Genomic DNA, 14,362 nt, shown 5'->3' on the forward strand with positions numbered 1-14,362 from the left:
GTGTTCGACACGCGTGGACACGGGCGGGAAATCGCTGGGTCAATATATTCGTAGCCGCTGATAGGCTCCAACAGAGAGGGCACGTGGCCCTCGCTTTGATGAAAATGATTGCCCAAAACAGTGACGTCGGTGCTCAGTCCATGGCGATGTCATGGGCAGATGTCAGAAGGGTTTATCACTCTGCTAGCCGACTTCTTTGACCATAACTGCATTTCAGTCGAAACGGCGCAGGAGCGGCTATACGCCATACTCGACCAAGGATAGCACAAAGTTCTTACCGATCGGAAATTGGCTATGCGAATTGGCTCGCGATGTGGGAAACTGCCCATCAGAACATGGTACCTCCGCTCAGCCGCCCCTTGTCGAAAGAGCGGCTATCCGGCCGGCATCCTCTCCGGCGCGCAACCTGCGGACGAACTACTCGAATCCTTCCCCAGCCAAGGCAACGCGGCGCTTGCCGCTGGCGACTGGGAGGAATTCTGACGAAGCAGCGTAAGCGGCTGCTCGGCGGCAATGCCGGTTCGCCCACGGATTGTCCGCTACCGGGGTCCGCCTGGCGCGTGCAGCGCTCAGATTGCGCGGGATCCGCTCTATCGGGAGTTTATTTTCGACACCATCGCAGAGCAACGGCGACTGCTGGAAAGCGCCGTTCAGCAGGACCGAAGCATGCGCCGCCGGGCCGAACGAGCACTCGCCCTTGGCGGGGAACGGTCAGCGCGCCGGCTGAAGACGAGACCTTGATCGACTTGTCGCCCTTAACTACGCCCGCGGCCTCAATCCCAAATCCGTGTCGTGATGGAATACATCCCTCTATCACCGCCGGTCAAAGCTCTTTTGGTCACAGGCTAGAAAGAATTGGCGCCGGTTAGGTGACTAATTGTCCATAGCCTTTGAAGAGCATGTATCCTGCAACGACGAAGATGAGTAGAGCGAAGAAGGTATTGAGCACGCCCTTTCGGGCAGCAAGCCCGCGCGCGGCAAAGGCGCCGATCAAGCCGCCCACTATGCCGCCACCGATGAAGACGGCGGCGAGTACCCAGTCGACCAGGCCGGAATAGGCATAGTTGAGTGCCGTCGTCAGGCCGAAGGCAGTGACCGCGAGGAGAGAGGAGCCGATGGCGAAGAGGATGGGCATGCCGGTCGCAGCGATGAGGCCGGGCACGATGAGAAAGCCTCCACCAATGCCGAAGAAGCCGGAAAAGGCCCCGGTTAGCCCGCCGAAAGCGATCACTTTCGGGGCGTTCTCGCTGGAGCACTGCGCATCGGGATCGCCCTCCGCGCCGCGCCCCTTGAACATGAGCGCGCCGACGACGAGCATTAGCAGGGCGAATAGGATAAGCAGGTGCTGCCCGTCGATCATCTTGCCGATGGAGGAGCCGATGAAGGCGCCAGCGATGCCGGTGAGACTGTAGACGCCCGCGCAGCGCCATTTGACATTGCCGAAGCGGGCATGGCCGAGAAGGTTGGCAAAGGCGTTGGCGGCGACCGCGAAGGCGCTGGTGCCGATGGCGAGATGCGGGTTGGGAACGCCGACCACATAAACCATCAGCGGAACGGCGAGAATGGAGCCACCGCCCCCGAACAGGCCGAGGGTGAAGCCGACGAGCCCGCCGGACAGCGCGCCGAGGCCGTATTGAATGGATTCCAGAGGCATGGCGCACCTTTTGCCGCACGTTCAAGCGGCCGTGGTCCAGTGTTGTCGAAAAGCGTACAAGGCGAGGACATTCGTTGCGGACTATCGGATCGCCGCCGCGGCGCGGCCGAACGTCAGGCGATAGAGGACCATGCCGGTGAGCATCGCGGCGACGAACAGGACGGCCTCCCAGCGGCCCGTCGTCAGGGCGGCTATGGCGGGACCGGGGCAAAGGCCGACTAGCCCCCACCCAAGGCCGAACAGCGCCGCGCCGCCGACTAGCGCTCCATCGACACGGCCATGTTCGGGAACGTGGAACTGGTCGTCGAAGATCGGTGCTCTTTGGCGCCTTCGGATCACGTAGGCGAGCGAGGAGGGGATCAGCGCACCGCCCATGACGAAGGCAAGCGAGGGGTCCCAATTGCCGGCGACATCGAGGAAGGCGAGGACGCGGGCCGGGTTGATCATGTCCGAAACGACGAGGCCCGCGCCGAAGAGGAGGCCGCTCAGGATCGCGGCAAGGGTTCTGGCGAACATCAGTTGATGCCTCCCAAGACAAGGCGGACGGCGAACACGGTGAGGGCCGCGACGGCCATGAACACCGATGTGGCGGCTAGCGAGCGCTTCGACAGACGTGCAAGGCCACAGACGCCGTGACCGCTCGTGCAGCCGGAGCCGAGGCGCGTGCCGAAGCCGACGAGAAGGCCGGCGGCAAGGAGCAGCGGAGCCGACGCGGTGACGACGATCTCGGGTTGCCGGATGAAGGCCGATGCAAACGCCGCGCCGGCCAGAATGCCACTGAGGAAGCCGAGGCCCAACGTGCTGACGCCGGCGCCGGTGAGGCCAGCGGCCGATGCGGCAAGGCCCGAAATCCCGGCGATACGGCCGGTGGTCAGCAGATAAAGGCCGGCCGACAGGCCAATCAGAAGGCCGCCGGAAAGCGGCCAGAGTATGGTCAGGTTGTTCATTGGGTCACAGCACGTTGAGGGGGATCTTGAGATATTGCACGCCATTGTCTTCAGCGGGCGGAAGCTGGCCGCCGCGCATATTGACCTGCACGGACGGCAGGATCAGCCTTGGCATGGCGAGCGTCGCATCGCGCTCCGTGCGCATCGTGTAGAAGTCGCCCTCGCTCACGCCTTCATGGACATGGACATTACCGATTCGTTGGGCGCCGATGGTGGTCTCCCAAGCGTAACTGTCGCGGCCGGGCGCCTTGTAGTCATGGCAGAGGAACATGCGTGCGTCGTCCGGCAGCTTCATGAGGCGCCGAATCGAGCGGTAAAGCTGGCGTGCGTCGCCGCCGGGGAAGTCGCAGCGCGCGGTGCCGTAGTCCGGCATGAACAGCGTATCGCCGGGGAAGACGGCATTGCCGATGACGTAAGCGAGGCAGGCGGGGGTATGGCCTGGCACGTGCAGCACGGTCGCGTCGAGAGTGCCGATCGAAAAGCGGTCCCCGTCGTTGAAAAGCTGGTCGAACTGGCTGCCGTCCCGCTGAAATTCGGTGCCGGCGTTGAAGATCTTCCCGAAGACCTGCTGCACGCGGACGATTTCTCGCCCGATGGCAAGCTGGCCGCCGAGTTCGGCCTGCAGCAGCGGCGCGGCGGAGAGGTGATCCGCGTGGGCGTGGGTCTCAAGCAGCCAGTGCACGTTGAGACTTTCAGATTTTATGTAATCGATGAGCGCTTGGGCGGACGCGCTCGCAGTGCGGCCCGAGGCCGGATCGTAGTCGAGCACGCTGTCGATGACGGCGCAGGCATTCGATTTCGGATCGCGCACGACATGGCTGATTGTGAAGGTCTGCTCGTCGAAGAAGGATTTCACGACAGGACGTTTCGCCGGATTCGCAAGGCCCGCCGCGACGATGTCACGGGCGTGATCGAGCGGGAGATCTGTAACGGTGCTTGGCATGGCTGGGTTCTCCATGGGGACGGTCAATAAATATATATTTACAGTAATTATGCAAGTGTGTATTTTGTGGAAATCGAAACCGACAGCCGTTATCACGGATATCCGGCCTGCGCTCAGGAATGCGATTATGACTGAAACGGACACCCACTCCACCCGTCCGCCGCGCCTCGACGAGGTCGCGCCCGACTTTGCCGCGCGCTCTACGGCAGGCCCCATCACGCTGTCGACCTTCCGCGGGCGCTGGCTCGTGTTCTTCTCGCACCCCGCGGATTTTACGCCGGTCTGCACCAGCGAATTCATCGCGCTCGCCCGCGCGATCCCGGAATTCGAGAAGCTTGACTGCGCGCTGCTCGGGCTTTCCGTGGACAGCCTCTATTCCCACATCGCCTGGCTGCGCGACATTGAGTGGCGCTTCGGCGTGAAGGTCACGTTCCCGCTCGTGGAGGACAGCGCGATGGTGATCGCGCAGGCCTACGGCATGATCGACGGCACCGCGCAAACCAGCGCGACCGTCAGGGCGACCTATGTTATTGACCCGGAAGGCATCGTGCGCGCGGTCGTCTGGTATCCGATGAATGTCGGACGCTCGGTCGATGAGCTCCTGCGCCTCGTCGCGGCCCTTCAAACGGCCGAGCGTGAGGAGGCCTCGACGCCGGAAGGCTGGCGGCCGGGCAATGCGCTCCTGGAACAGATATCCCTTGCCAACGAGGACGAGGGCGCTCTGCGTACGGGCGAAACCTGGTACTATCGGGAGAAGCGGGTGTGAGCGGGAAGGCGGGAGTTTCGCTCGAGACGATGATTGCCAAGGCGCCGGAAGCGGCGGATTTCATGCGCCAGTTCAGCAACGCCAACCGTCTCATGTTGCTGTGCCAGATCGCGCGTGAAGAAAGTTCGGTCAGCGACATTCAGGAGGCGCTTGGCATCAAGCAGCCAGCGCTCTCCCAGCAATTGGCGGAGCTTCGGCAGGCCGGTCTCGTCAAAACGCGCCGGGCATCGCGCCAGATCTACTATTCCATTGCGGACGGCCGCGCCGGGGCTGTAATGGACTTGTTGTTCGAGCTGTTTTGCGGCGGGGAGGCGACCGATACCGCCGAACCGGTGAAGAGGTCAGTTGAAACGGCTGTTCCAGAAACGCGCGGAGATGCCGCGCATTTTGCCCGTATTCTTCCCGCCGAGTAGTCCTGTGGAGGATTTAGGCGTGGAGGTCCGTCCACCTTAATTTGCTGCTTCAACGCCACTTATCCGGAGTTGTCCGTAGCGTGCCTTTCAGACGGCGCCTCATTTCCTGCTTCAGATTTTCGGTTCGCGCTTTCCTGGCAGTTGGCATTGTATGCGCGACGACGGTGAAACCCAGCTTTTCGGGGTTTAATATCGCCACAACATGCTGGACGAGTCCCTCGCCCCGCAATCGATCAAGGCGCCTTGAGCAATGAGCGGGGATAGGTTCATGATCTGTGACAACGCTCGCGTCCACTTGTTTGAAAACCCTCCGTCGAGGTCGGCGGTATCGGGACCGCGATGCTGATCTGCTACGAGCAACTCATCCTTTGGCCGGTGAGCCCGGCATCGTCGACACGACCGGCACGGATGCTGGACCAAGGGTCAATCGTCCCATCCACCTTGCGATCGTCAGATGGGACAGATCAAACGATCTCTTTATGAGCAGCAATTCCTTGGCCAAGAATTCCCACGTGGTACGAACATTCATTCACGTGTTTTCAGCCAGGACGGTGCCTTGCCTCACGCGTCAACCGTTCGCCGGATCACCACCTTTCCTCGCGCCCGGCCAGACGCCGATCGCTCCAGCGCGGCGGGGGTGTCCTCGAACACAAATTCGCGGTCAATGATCGGCCGCAGGGCGCCGGCTTCAACAAGCTTCCCGATTTCCGCCAGATGGCCGCCGTCCGGGCGCATGAACAGGAAGCCGTATTCGATGCCGCGCGCTCGCGCCTTCCGGCGGATCGAAAAGCTCCCGAGTCTGATCACCTGGCGGACCATCCAATTGGCACCAATCGTTCTAGCGAAGGCGGGATCGGGAGGTCCGACGATTGAGACTAGCATGCCGCCTGGTTTGAGCACGCCGAGGGACTTGGTCGTCACATCGCCGCCGCGCGTATCTAATACCATGTCGTAACCACTCAGCCGCTCTTCGAACGGTTCCTGGCGGTAGTCAATTACCTCGTCCGCGCCGAGGTCGCGGGCGAGCGCCACGTTGGCGGTTCCGACGGTAGTCGCAACATAGGCCCCGAGATGCTTAGCGAGTTGGATCGCCATCGTGCCAACGCCGCCCGAACCGGCATGGATGAGCACTCGCTGTCCCGCTCGCACCTTCGCGCGTTCGACCAGCACTTGCCAGGCGGTGAGCGACACTAGCGGCAGCGCTGCCGCTGCCGATGGATCCAGGTTCGCTGGGAGGGGGGCGAGATCCGCTTCGGCGACCGCGATCCGCTCGGCAAAGGTGCCGATGCGGTCGCCGCCGACGCAGGCGAACACCCGGTCGCCGACCTGCCAACGCCGCACGCCCTCGCCGACAGCTACGACGATGCCGGCAAGATCATGCCCAAGGACCAGCGGCATGTCATAGTGTAGGATCGCTTTGAAGGCGCCCGTGCGGAGCTTCTCGTCGAGCGGGTTGACGCTGCTTGCATCTATTTCGACCACCACCTGCCCCGGACCGGCGATCGGCTCGGGCAGGTCGTGGGGTGTCAGCGCCGCGCCGTAGCGTTCGAGGGCGTAGGCCTTCATTGGTCACCTCCCGTCGGAAGCACCGCCTCGAGCGCCCCGCGAGCGCCCGGCTCGACGTCGAAGACCAGAAGCGTCGAGGTCGCCGTCGCGCATAGGCGCGCGTCGCCGTCGTGCAGTTCGGCCTCGGCAAAGGCGACGCGCCGCCCGCAGGAGACTACTCGCCCGGTCGCGCGCACCGTTCCGCTATCGGTGCCGAGACCGCGCAGGTAGGATATCTTCAGCTCCAGTGTCGTATGGCCGCGCCCCGGCCCCAAGGCCGAATACGTGGCGATACCGCATGCGCTGTCGAGCAGGGTGGCGGCATAGCCGCCATGCACCGCGCCCAGCGGATTATAGACGCTGCGGTCAGGCGTACCCTCGAACACGGCTCTTCCTCGCTCGACCTCGACCAAGTGTAAGTTCAGGGTCTCACCGATGGGTGCACGATGGTCGGCGGCAAGCATCGCTCGGAGTTGGGCCAGCCCGTCAGGGCTGTTGTCGTTCGTCTTACTCATTGTAATGCTTTCTCACCACTGCTCGTGGAAAGGGCGCACCTCGGCCAGGAACGACCAAGCGTCCCTGGGCTGGTGGGCGAGGTGAAACACTTCTGCCGCGATCGACGTCGGCGAGATGAAGAAGTCGTCCGGTTTGGTTGGCTGGAGCTCGCGCTGCCACGGTACGTCGATCGCTGCGTCGATGACGAGATAGGCGACATGGACGCCCTTAGGCCCGAGATCGCGTGCCAGGGATTCGGCAAGGATGCGCTGCGCAGCTTTTGTTGGCGCGAATCCCGCGAAGGCCGCCTTGCCCCGTTGTGACGCGCCATTGCCAGTGACGATGATCGCCCCTTCGCCGGTCTCGACCATCGCGGGTGTCGTCAGCCGGGCGAGATGGAACAACGCCATCGCGTTGATCTCGAAGTTGCGGACGAGCGTTGCCGCCTCGATCTTGTCGAAGGTGCCGAACGCTCCGCCGACCGCATTGTGAACCACCACCTTCGGAGCGCCCACCCGCTCGATCGCGTGTGCCAGCGCCTCGGGATCCGACACGTCGCACGGCACCGCAACCGTGTCGGCGATTTCGCGCTCGAGCACGGTGAGCCGGTCGGCATCGCGGGCGAGCATCGCCACGCGGTAGCCCCCTTCCACAAAACGGCGAACGGTCGCAGTTCCCGTCCCCGGGCCGACCCCGGTCACGAGCGCGAGCGGCTTTTGGATATTGCTCATGCTGCCACCTCAAGGCGCGCGATTTCCTCGCGCAGAAAGTCGATCCGGTCGTTGCCGAAAAACATTGCGTCGTCGAGGATCATGGTCGGCGACCCGAAAACCCCGCGCATCGCCGCCTCGTCGGTGAAGCTGTCGAGCTGCGCCGCCGTTTCTTCCGTGTCGATCTGGGCGGCGATGATGGCGGTGTCGATGCCCGCTGCGGCGAGTTCGGCGACAACAGCTTCCGATGTCGCCAGCGATCGGCCTTCGCTCCAAATGGCGCGGAACAGCGTGAGCGTCACGTCCGCCCGCTGCTCCGCTGCAGTTACGATGACCGCGCGCGCCATCGCCTCGCCGTCGTTCGTTCGCATGTCCGAGGGATTGAGCGCAATCCCGTAGCGCCGTGCCCAGCGACCGAGATCGGTGCGCGCGTACCGGCCTTTGGCGGCGCAGGTGATTGTGGTCGGCGTGTTGCCGACCTTTTCCATGACTGTCAGCACCTTCATAGGCTTGAAGTCGATTGAGGCGTCCAGCGCGCGAAGCTGGGTGAATGCGAGATAGGAGTAAGGGCTGCGGAAATCATAGAAAAATTCTATTGTGCAGGACATCAGTCGGTTCCTGTTGCAGTTAAAAGGCGGTGAGTGGCGTCATCGGCTCCCGGCCCCGGCCGCAGCCGAACACGTTCGAGCGGCAAGAGCTCGCCGGTCACAGCATCGACCAGCGCTAAGGTCACGGGATGGTTGGTCTCTCGATCGACCATTTCGATCGAGGGCGACCCAAATCCGGTCGCGTCCCAGCGATCGCCCCATTCGCGCAAAGCTACGCTGACCTTCCACAGGTCATGCCCCTTGCGCGTCAGGCGGTATTCATCACGCGGGGGGCGCTCCTGATAGCGGACGCGCTCGATGATGCCCGACGCGGTCAGATGCTTCAGCCGCGCCGCAAGCGTCGCGGCCGGAATTCCCGTGCTGGCCCTCAGCTCGTCGTAGCGGCTGAGGCCGAGCGACAGGTCGCGTATCACCAGCAAGGCCCATCGGTCGCCGATCAGTTCCATCGCTCCTGCAATGGAGCAGCGCATGCCCGAGAATGACCTAGTCTTCATCCGCAGCTCCATTTCCAAGGTGTCAGGTCGCAGCGATACCGCCACTCGAGACGCGCGGCCTGCTCAGACCGTGGAGCAGCGCTGAGTAGGTTTGCTGTGCTCTGCCAGAACATGCTGAGGAATTTCATCTCAGCTCCAATCTCGCTTTATCAAGCGGCTAAACCAGTAACTTCAATAATTGAACTTACAAGAAAAGAGACAAGTGCGCAAGCCATCCATTTCGCTCGCGCGTCGGATACCGGTGAATCGAAAGAAGGCGATGGAGAACCGCGGGCGGCCTCCCGGTACACCTCAGGCGAGATCTCTGACAGAAAGCGCCGAGGCCGCTCGGTCTTAGGGTTGTCGAGGCATTCGTTCGACAGTCCTTCCTCGATGATCTCGCCGTTCTCGAGGAAGACGATACGGTTACCCACCGCGCGTGCAAAATCAATCTCCTGGGTCACCACCACCATGGTCATTGCCCCTTTGGCCAGATCCTGCATGACCGGGACCACACTTCCCCGCAACTCGGGGTCGAGAGGGGATGGTTGGCTCATCGAACAGCATCGCAGGAGGTTTGGTTGCAATCGCGCGCGCGATGGCCACACGTTGCTTCTGCCCGCCCGACAGCTGTGCCGATAGTGACCTTCTCTGTCGGCGAGGCCGACCCTGGCAATTTCCTCGCGAGCGATTTCGCGCGCTTCTTCCTTGGGTTTCCCTTTGGTATGGACGACGCCGCACATGACGTTTTTCAAAAGCGGTCGTTGATCGTTTCCAGGGCCGTTAAATCAACCTCGTTGCAAAGTCCGATGCAATCCGCCCCCTTATTCCGAGATGATGCCGCTCCCTTCGGAAGGCATCTGGCGCGACCGAAGCGCGCCAGCGGCTCTGTTGAGTGAGAACCCAAGTAGGTTTGCAAGGGCCGATGCTAGAACATTGTGTTGGTATTTGCCGCCTTCTCGGGGATGGGTTGGACGACGTCCCAATGCTCTACGATTTTCCCGTTCTCGAGCTTGAAGATGTCTATGATGGCATTTCCGCGAGTGCCTGGCTCTCGCACGGAATGGACGTGGAGGACAACGTAGTCACCATCCACGAAGGACTGCTTTATTTCGCTGCGAGATTTCGGGAACTTCTCACGTAGAAGAGCAATGAATTTGCGGAACCCTTCGGGGCCATCCTCGGCAAGTGGGTTGTGCTGAGTGTACCGTGGACCAACAAGAGCGAGTGCGGCCTCCACATCCTTTTGATTCAGCCCTTTTTCGTAGAACTCCAAAACTGTCTTTAGATTGCTCTGGCGCTGGGCGTCGTTGATTTCTGTCGCCGAGGCTGTAGCGGCGGAGATGCTCAACAACGCCGCACTGGCCGCGATGACGACAGCAAAGATTGTTGAACGCATGGGCAGGACACCCATGGACTGATGTGTGGTTTGCATTTTGGGGCGTCTGTTCACGCACATACTCCTAGTATCTGTTGGAAATCATGTTTCCATTGGTTAGATACGTTCGATTGCGATGCAGCAAAAGAGAGCACCTCGAGCTCACTTGGTTCCCAAAGGGAAACCCGTGGCCTGCAGGAGAAAAACTTGACAGTTGATAAAGCCTACGATGTCTATGAGGATGGCTGCCCAACCCGGCAGGTGCTGGAGCGCCTGGCAGAGAAGTGGGCGCTGTTGATTCTCGACCGCCTAGAGGGTGGCCCGATCCGCTTTAACCACCTGCGCCGTGACATTAAGGGCATCTCGCAAAAGGTATTGTCGCAGACGCTGAAGAGGCTTGAGCGTGACGGACTGATCAGCCGTACGATCTTCGCAACCGTACCGGTGACGGTCGAATACGCCTTGACCCCGCTCGGGCGGACCTTGACTGAAACAGTGTCGGCATTCACCCATTGGGCTGAAAGAAATATGGAGGCCGTCCTTACCGCGCAGGCGGCATACGATGCTGGAGACAGGAACGGTTAGTAATCGTAGCTGTAAGCGCTTGCCAACTTCGAGCGTGTGCTAACATTGATTGCCAATGACACGGTGCAGTCACGAGTCGTCGCAATGCGCTCAGCGATATTGGAGGGAACGGTCACGAAACGATAGAAGGCCGTGAAGCGGGCGGCTGTCGTTTCGACCTCTTGTTTGTATGGACTGTCGAGAAGCGCCTCGAAATCGGGCATGAGGTCGGACATGGCGACAAGAGGTTGATGTCATCGGCGCCGGCAGAGCAGTAAGGCACCCGGCCGGGCATCGAGATGCCGCATAATCGCCAGCATTTCCGCTATGGTCATCCTGTGTTCCTGTTCCGACCCATGCGCGAATATTCGACCGATAGGCTCGTAGCCCTGGTTCCACGCATCACATTGATCCATTGTCAGATAGTCCGAGCAGAAAACGCCGATCTTTGCGACCACACGCCCTTATGTTGGCAAGTGCCTACAGATGCCGTCGAGCGACGCGAGCGCAGTGCTTCTTAGAGGTCACTTAACCAATTATTATCCCACATACTATACAAGTTAAGTATCGACTTGTGAGGCTGGAGATAAAATATGAGCAAGGTGTCAATCCGCGGCCTTCTCTGCTTGATCGCCGCTGCGCCGCTCGCCGCATTCCTGTGGTTGAGTGTGCAGTCCGTGATCAACAGTTATGCGAAGTATCAGCGCTTGAACGAGCAGATGGTCGTGCAAAAACTCGCCTCTGCGGGCGGGAGAATTGCGCAATCAATGCCAGCGGAGGCCTTCGCCACTGCCAATGAAAGGGATGCTCGCCGTCAGATTTCCGATCAGGTCATGAAGGAACTGAGCACGGCTTATGCCTCATGGAAGGCCGAGGGCAACTCTGACGAAACGATTGACCGGTCATTCGCCTTTATCCAAGACAAACAAAAGCTATTTTCTGATTACCGCGCCAAAGTGGATGCTGGAAAGCCGACGGACGCCGAAGAGCGGGAAATCCTCCAGCCGACCTCCGCTGCCGGGCTGGAACTGGTCCGCCGTTCGGGCGGTACTATCACTGACATCGATTTGGGGCGATACATCGATGGTTATCACGCCCTAATGCAGGTCAATGATGCCGGTCTGATTGAGATCAACCTTGGCGAAAAGTATCTCTCCGGTGCGGCCCTGTCGCCGGGCGAAGTGCAGTTCCTTTTCCTCGCGAAAGGCCTGCGAGACCGCTACCTACCGGTGCTGCGGGAGTTTCTTCCGCCGGAACTGGTCAAACCGTTTAATGATCTCTTCAATGGGCCGGAGGGGGCTTTCCTGTCTTCGGTCCGTGAGCAGATGTACAACGAGCCGGCGCAGGGAAGTGATCAGGCGAGATCGGACCGCTGGAGAAAGGGCAGTAGTGCCCAGGCTGGTCTGATGGCGGAGCTGATTGCGAAAGCCGAGCAAAGTCTGGGCAAGAAAGCGACTACGGAGCTGAATGCGCTGGAGCGGGCCTTCATGAAGAGCGCCGCCATTGCTCTGGGCGTCACGACGCTCGTCCTCGTCCTCAGCTTCGTAGTCGTGCGCAACATTTCCCGGATGATCCGTTCCATTCAGCAGCGCATGGGACTACTGGCGGATGGCGATACGGCAAGTGCCATTCCGTTCATAAGCCGAAGTGATGAAATCGGGGACATGGCGCAATCGGTGGAGGCCTTCCGCCAGGCCGCCATCCGAAATGCGCAACTCGAGGCGGAAGCGGCGGCGAACCGAACCCGCGCCGAAGCGGAACGGGCCGAGATGCAGGCGCGTGCGGAGGCGGAGGCCGAGGAGCGGCTCGAAAAGGCGACGCAGACTTTCGCTTCCAATCTGCGCCGGCTTGCCCGGGGTGACATGCTCTGCGAGATCAATACGCCGATGAACGCTCAGTTCGAGGCGTTGCGGGCGGATTTTAACACCTCAGTGCGTCAGTTGCGCGAAGCCTTGCTCAGCGTCGGGCATTCGGTCTCGACGGTCACCAGTGGCTCTAAGGAGATCTCCGACGCATCGGACAATCTGGCCAAGCGAACAGAACAACAGGCAGCTTCACTGGAGGAAACGGCAGCGGCACTGGAAGAGATAACCGTTAACGTCGTCGCGACCTCCAAGCGCACGGCCGAAGCCCGTGACGTGGTGCGCGATGCTCGCCGCCGTGCGGACCAGTCGGGCGCCGTAGTGCGCAACGCCGTCAGCGCTATGCAGCGGATTGAAGAATCCTCCCGGCAGATCAATCAGATCATCGCGGTGATCGACGAAATCGCCTTTCAGACGAACCTTCTCGCCCTCAACGCTGGTGTCGAAGCCGCCCGTGCGGGCGAGGCCGGCAAGGGCTTCGCCGTCGTTGCCCAAGAAGTGCGCGAACTAGCGCAACGCTCGGCCAATGCGGCCAAGGAGATCAAGGGCTTGATCACGAATTCGTCCGCCGCCGTCTCGGAAGGGGTCAAGCTCGTCAGCGATACCGGTGAAGGATTGAGCACCATCGAGCAACTGGTGCAGACGATCAACGCCCATATGGATGCGATCGCCACCGGCACTAACGAACAGTCCACCGGGTTGGCTGAAGTGAACAGGGCGGTCAACCACATGGACCAGGTGACACAGCAAAACGCGGCGATGGTGGAGGAGATGAGTGCGGCGGGTGCGGGCCTAGCGCAGGAGAGTTCTATACTAAGCGAACTCCTGTCCCATTTCCAGTTCGAGGCTTCCAGCCTGCGCTCGGTTGCCGCAGGATCGGCGCGGGCGGGCGCGCGGGCGGCTTAGGTCGGGCCGAGGCTGCCGGTCTCGGGACCGAGCCGACGTTGCGTGAAAACTTTTTGGAGAGGTCAGGCCGACGTCATGCCGGCCTGACGCTGTAGGGGCTCAGCCCACCTGCTCGAACGTGTCGGATGCCCGGCACTACGATCTTCGGCGTCCTGGCAATGTTGATCTCCAGCGCCTTACCCAGCCCGTCCGATTCGGACCGACCAGCCGAAGGCGAGGGTGGGAACGCCGACAATGCGATCCGCCGTCGACGGTCAGGGTTGCGCCGGTGACCACGAACGCATTCGACGAGCAGAGAAATGCGATGACTGTCGCGACCTCGTCGGGATGGGCGGGGCGAGCCAGGGGCACGTCGCGCGACAACGCTAGAGGCTTCCTCACGGGTGGCAAGGTTTATCCTAGCTCGCAATTCATCCGTCCCCGCATCGACCATGTCCGTGGTGACCCAGAGGGGCCCGCATCTGCCGCATCCCTGACGAAATTGGCCGCCCCGATCGGCTCCGCCACGGCCTTCATCTGCGCCTTACGGTCGCAAAGATCGCGTCGGCTCTGGAGTCGGGGCTGCGGCGCTCTGAGCGCCGTTTGCACGGGGTCCCTCTGGGTTTCTCGTCTATTTGGGGCCCATCGAGTCCGTTAGTTCTCCCAGAAGGTCGAGAAGGAGATTGATCTTCTCCTCGCCGAACTTCCGCTCAAGCTCGGTGTAGATCATGCGGCTATCCGGTGTGACTTCTTCGATGATCCCGAGCCCGACCGCGGTAATCCGCAGCATAACCCGTCGCCCGTCGGCCTCGTCGCGCTCTTTCAGGATCAGTCCACGCTCTTCGAGCGACTTGATGATCCTGGTGAGGGAAGGGGCGAGGATGAAGGCCCGCTCGACCACTTCCGACGCATCGACCGTGCCGTTTTCGGCGAGGATACGGATGACCCGCCATTGTTGCTCGGTCAGGTCGTGGGCGGCCAGCATCGGGCGAAAGTGCGTCATCACGGCCTCGCGCGCACGCAGCAGAGCAATCGGCAGGGACCGCTTGGTGTTGCGCGGCAGGAGCGCGTCCTGCGTGAGTCGGGTGGACTTGCTTTCGGCCGTGATCATGCTCCCTC

18 protein-coding genes are annotated in these 14,362 nt (G+C 61.4%); 4 read left to right on the forward strand and 14 right to left on the reverse strand.

The genetic code is table 11. The features are described 5' to 3' along the window. Positions 1-865: 865 nt before the first annotated feature. The 4 genes from J5286_RS21695 to J5286_RS21710 form a co-directional block, all read right to left on the reverse strand. A complete protein-coding gene (locus J5286_RS21695; RefSeq protein ID WP_142843255.1) occupies positions 866-1,654 on the reverse strand; it encodes a sulfite exporter TauE/SafE family protein in 789 nt (262 codons plus the stop codon). A gap of 81 nt (positions 1,655-1,735) precedes the next feature. Next, the gene (locus J5286_RS21700; RefSeq protein ID WP_142843256.1) at positions 1,736-2,170 is read right to left on the reverse strand and encodes a DUF6691 family protein; all 435 of its coding nucleotides are present in this window, start codon (positions 2,168-2,170) and stop codon (positions 1,736-1,738) included. Next, positions 2,170-2,601 (reverse strand): YeeE/YedE family protein, encoded by a 432-nt coding sequence (locus tag J5286_RS21705; protein WP_142843257.1) that lies wholly within the window; start codon positions 2,599-2,601, stop codon positions 2,170-2,172. Before J5286_RS21705 ends, J5286_RS21700 begins: the two co-directional genes overlap by 1 nt. Before the next feature lie 4 nt (positions 2,602-2,605). Beyond that, complete coding sequence (locus J5286_RS21710; protein ID WP_142843258.1) at positions 2,606-3,544, reverse strand: MBL fold metallo-hydrolase; 939 nt, start codon at positions 3,542-3,544, stop codon at positions 2,606-2,608. Positions 3,545-3,671: 127 nt separating this feature from the next. Here J5286_RS21710 and J5286_RS21715 point away from each other — a divergent pair, with 127 nt between their 5' ends. Both J5286_RS21715 and J5286_RS21720 read left to right on the forward strand, forming a co-directional pair. Further along, complete coding sequence (locus tag J5286_RS21715) at positions 3,672-4,310, forward strand: peroxiredoxin (RefSeq protein WP_142843259.1); 639 nt, start codon at positions 3,672-3,674, stop codon at positions 4,308-4,310. Next, on the forward strand, positions 4,307-4,723 hold the full coding sequence (locus J5286_RS21720; RefSeq protein ID WP_237681471.1) for an ArsR/SmtB family transcription factor: 417 nt from the start codon (positions 4,307-4,309) through the stop codon (positions 4,721-4,723). Before J5286_RS21715 ends, J5286_RS21720 begins: the two co-directional genes overlap by 4 nt. 561 nt (positions 4,724-5,284) lie before the next feature. On the opposite strand, the gene J5286_RS21725 is transcribed toward J5286_RS21720, so the two are convergent. From J5286_RS21725 to J5286_RS21760, 8 genes are all read right to left on the reverse strand, one after another. Further along, positions 5,285-6,289, reverse strand: a complete 1,005-nt coding sequence (locus tag J5286_RS21725; protein WP_209192022.1) for an NADP-dependent oxidoreductase — start codon at positions 6,287-6,289, stop codon at positions 5,285-5,287. Beyond that, positions 6,286-6,783: a PaaI family thioesterase gene (locus J5286_RS21730; RefSeq protein ID WP_142843261.1), complete on the reverse strand. Its 498-nt coding sequence runs from the start codon at positions 6,781-6,783 to the stop codon at positions 6,286-6,288. The genes J5286_RS21725 and J5286_RS21730 overlap by 4 nt, the downstream gene beginning before the upstream one ends. A gap of 12 nt (positions 6,784-6,795) precedes the next feature. Next, positions 6,796-7,494, reverse strand: a complete 699-nt coding sequence (locus tag J5286_RS21735; RefSeq protein ID WP_237681472.1) for an SDR family NAD(P)-dependent oxidoreductase — start codon at positions 7,492-7,494, stop codon at positions 6,796-6,798. Continuing rightward, the gene (locus tag J5286_RS21740) at positions 7,491-8,081 is read right to left on the reverse strand and encodes a 2-hydroxychromene-2-carboxylate isomerase (protein ID WP_142843262.1); all 591 of its coding nucleotides are present in this window, start codon (positions 8,079-8,081) and stop codon (positions 7,491-7,493) included. Before J5286_RS21740 ends, J5286_RS21735 begins: the two co-directional genes overlap by 4 nt. Next, complete coding sequence (locus tag J5286_RS21745) at positions 8,081-8,575, reverse strand: winged helix-turn-helix transcriptional regulator (RefSeq protein WP_142843263.1); 495 nt, start codon at positions 8,573-8,575, stop codon at positions 8,081-8,083. The genes J5286_RS21740 and J5286_RS21745 overlap by 1 nt, the downstream gene beginning before the upstream one ends. Before the next feature lie 149 nt (positions 8,576-8,724). Then, on the reverse strand, positions 8,725-9,057 hold the full coding sequence (locus J5286_RS31750; protein WP_161596379.1) for an ATP-binding cassette domain-containing protein: 333 nt from the start codon (positions 9,055-9,057) through the stop codon (positions 8,725-8,727). Continuing rightward, complete coding sequence (locus tag J5286_RS31755; RefSeq protein ID WP_142843265.1) at positions 9,002-9,295, reverse strand: ATP-binding cassette domain-containing protein; 294 nt, start codon at positions 9,293-9,295, stop codon at positions 9,002-9,004. Before J5286_RS31755 ends, J5286_RS31750 begins: the two co-directional genes overlap by 56 nt. Positions 9,296-9,482: 187 nt before the next feature. Continuing rightward, positions 9,483-9,953 carry a nuclear transport factor 2 family protein gene (locus J5286_RS21760; RefSeq protein ID WP_142843266.1) on the reverse strand — a complete coding sequence of 157 codons (471 nt, stop codon included), beginning with the start codon at positions 9,951-9,953 and terminating at the stop codon, positions 9,483-9,485. 186 nt (positions 9,954-10,139) lie between these two features. On the opposite strand from J5286_RS21760, the gene J5286_RS21765 reads away from it, so the two are divergent. After that, positions 10,140-10,517 carry a winged helix-turn-helix transcriptional regulator gene (locus J5286_RS21765; RefSeq protein ID WP_237681475.1) on the forward strand — a complete coding sequence of 126 codons (378 nt, stop codon included), beginning with the start codon at positions 10,140-10,142 and terminating at the stop codon, positions 10,515-10,517. Positions 10,518-11,089: 572 nt separating this feature from the next. Further along, positions 11,090-13,264, forward strand: a complete 2,175-nt coding sequence (locus J5286_RS21770; protein WP_142843268.1) for a methyl-accepting chemotaxis protein — start codon at positions 11,090-11,092, stop codon at positions 13,262-13,264. Positions 13,265-13,399: 135 nt separating this feature from the next. Here J5286_RS21770 and J5286_RS21775 read toward each other — a convergent pair whose 3' ends face one another. Further along, a complete protein-coding gene (locus J5286_RS21775; RefSeq protein ID WP_309546942.1) occupies positions 13,400-13,645 on the reverse strand; it encodes an SDR family oxidoreductase in 246 nt (81 codons plus the stop codon). Between the two features lie 229 nt (positions 13,646-13,874). After that, positions 13,875-14,354, reverse strand: a complete 480-nt coding sequence (gene hpaR, locus J5286_RS21780) for a homoprotocatechuate degradation operon regulator HpaR (protein WP_142843269.1) — start codon at positions 14,352-14,354, stop codon at positions 13,875-13,877. Positions 14,355-14,362 lie beyond the last annotated feature (8 nt).

The sequence above is a fragment of the Rhizobium sp. 16-488-2b genome, from assembly GCF_017741815.1.
Taxonomy (GTDB): domain Bacteria; phylum Pseudomonadota; class Alphaproteobacteria; order Rhizobiales; family Rhizobiaceae; genus Rhizobium.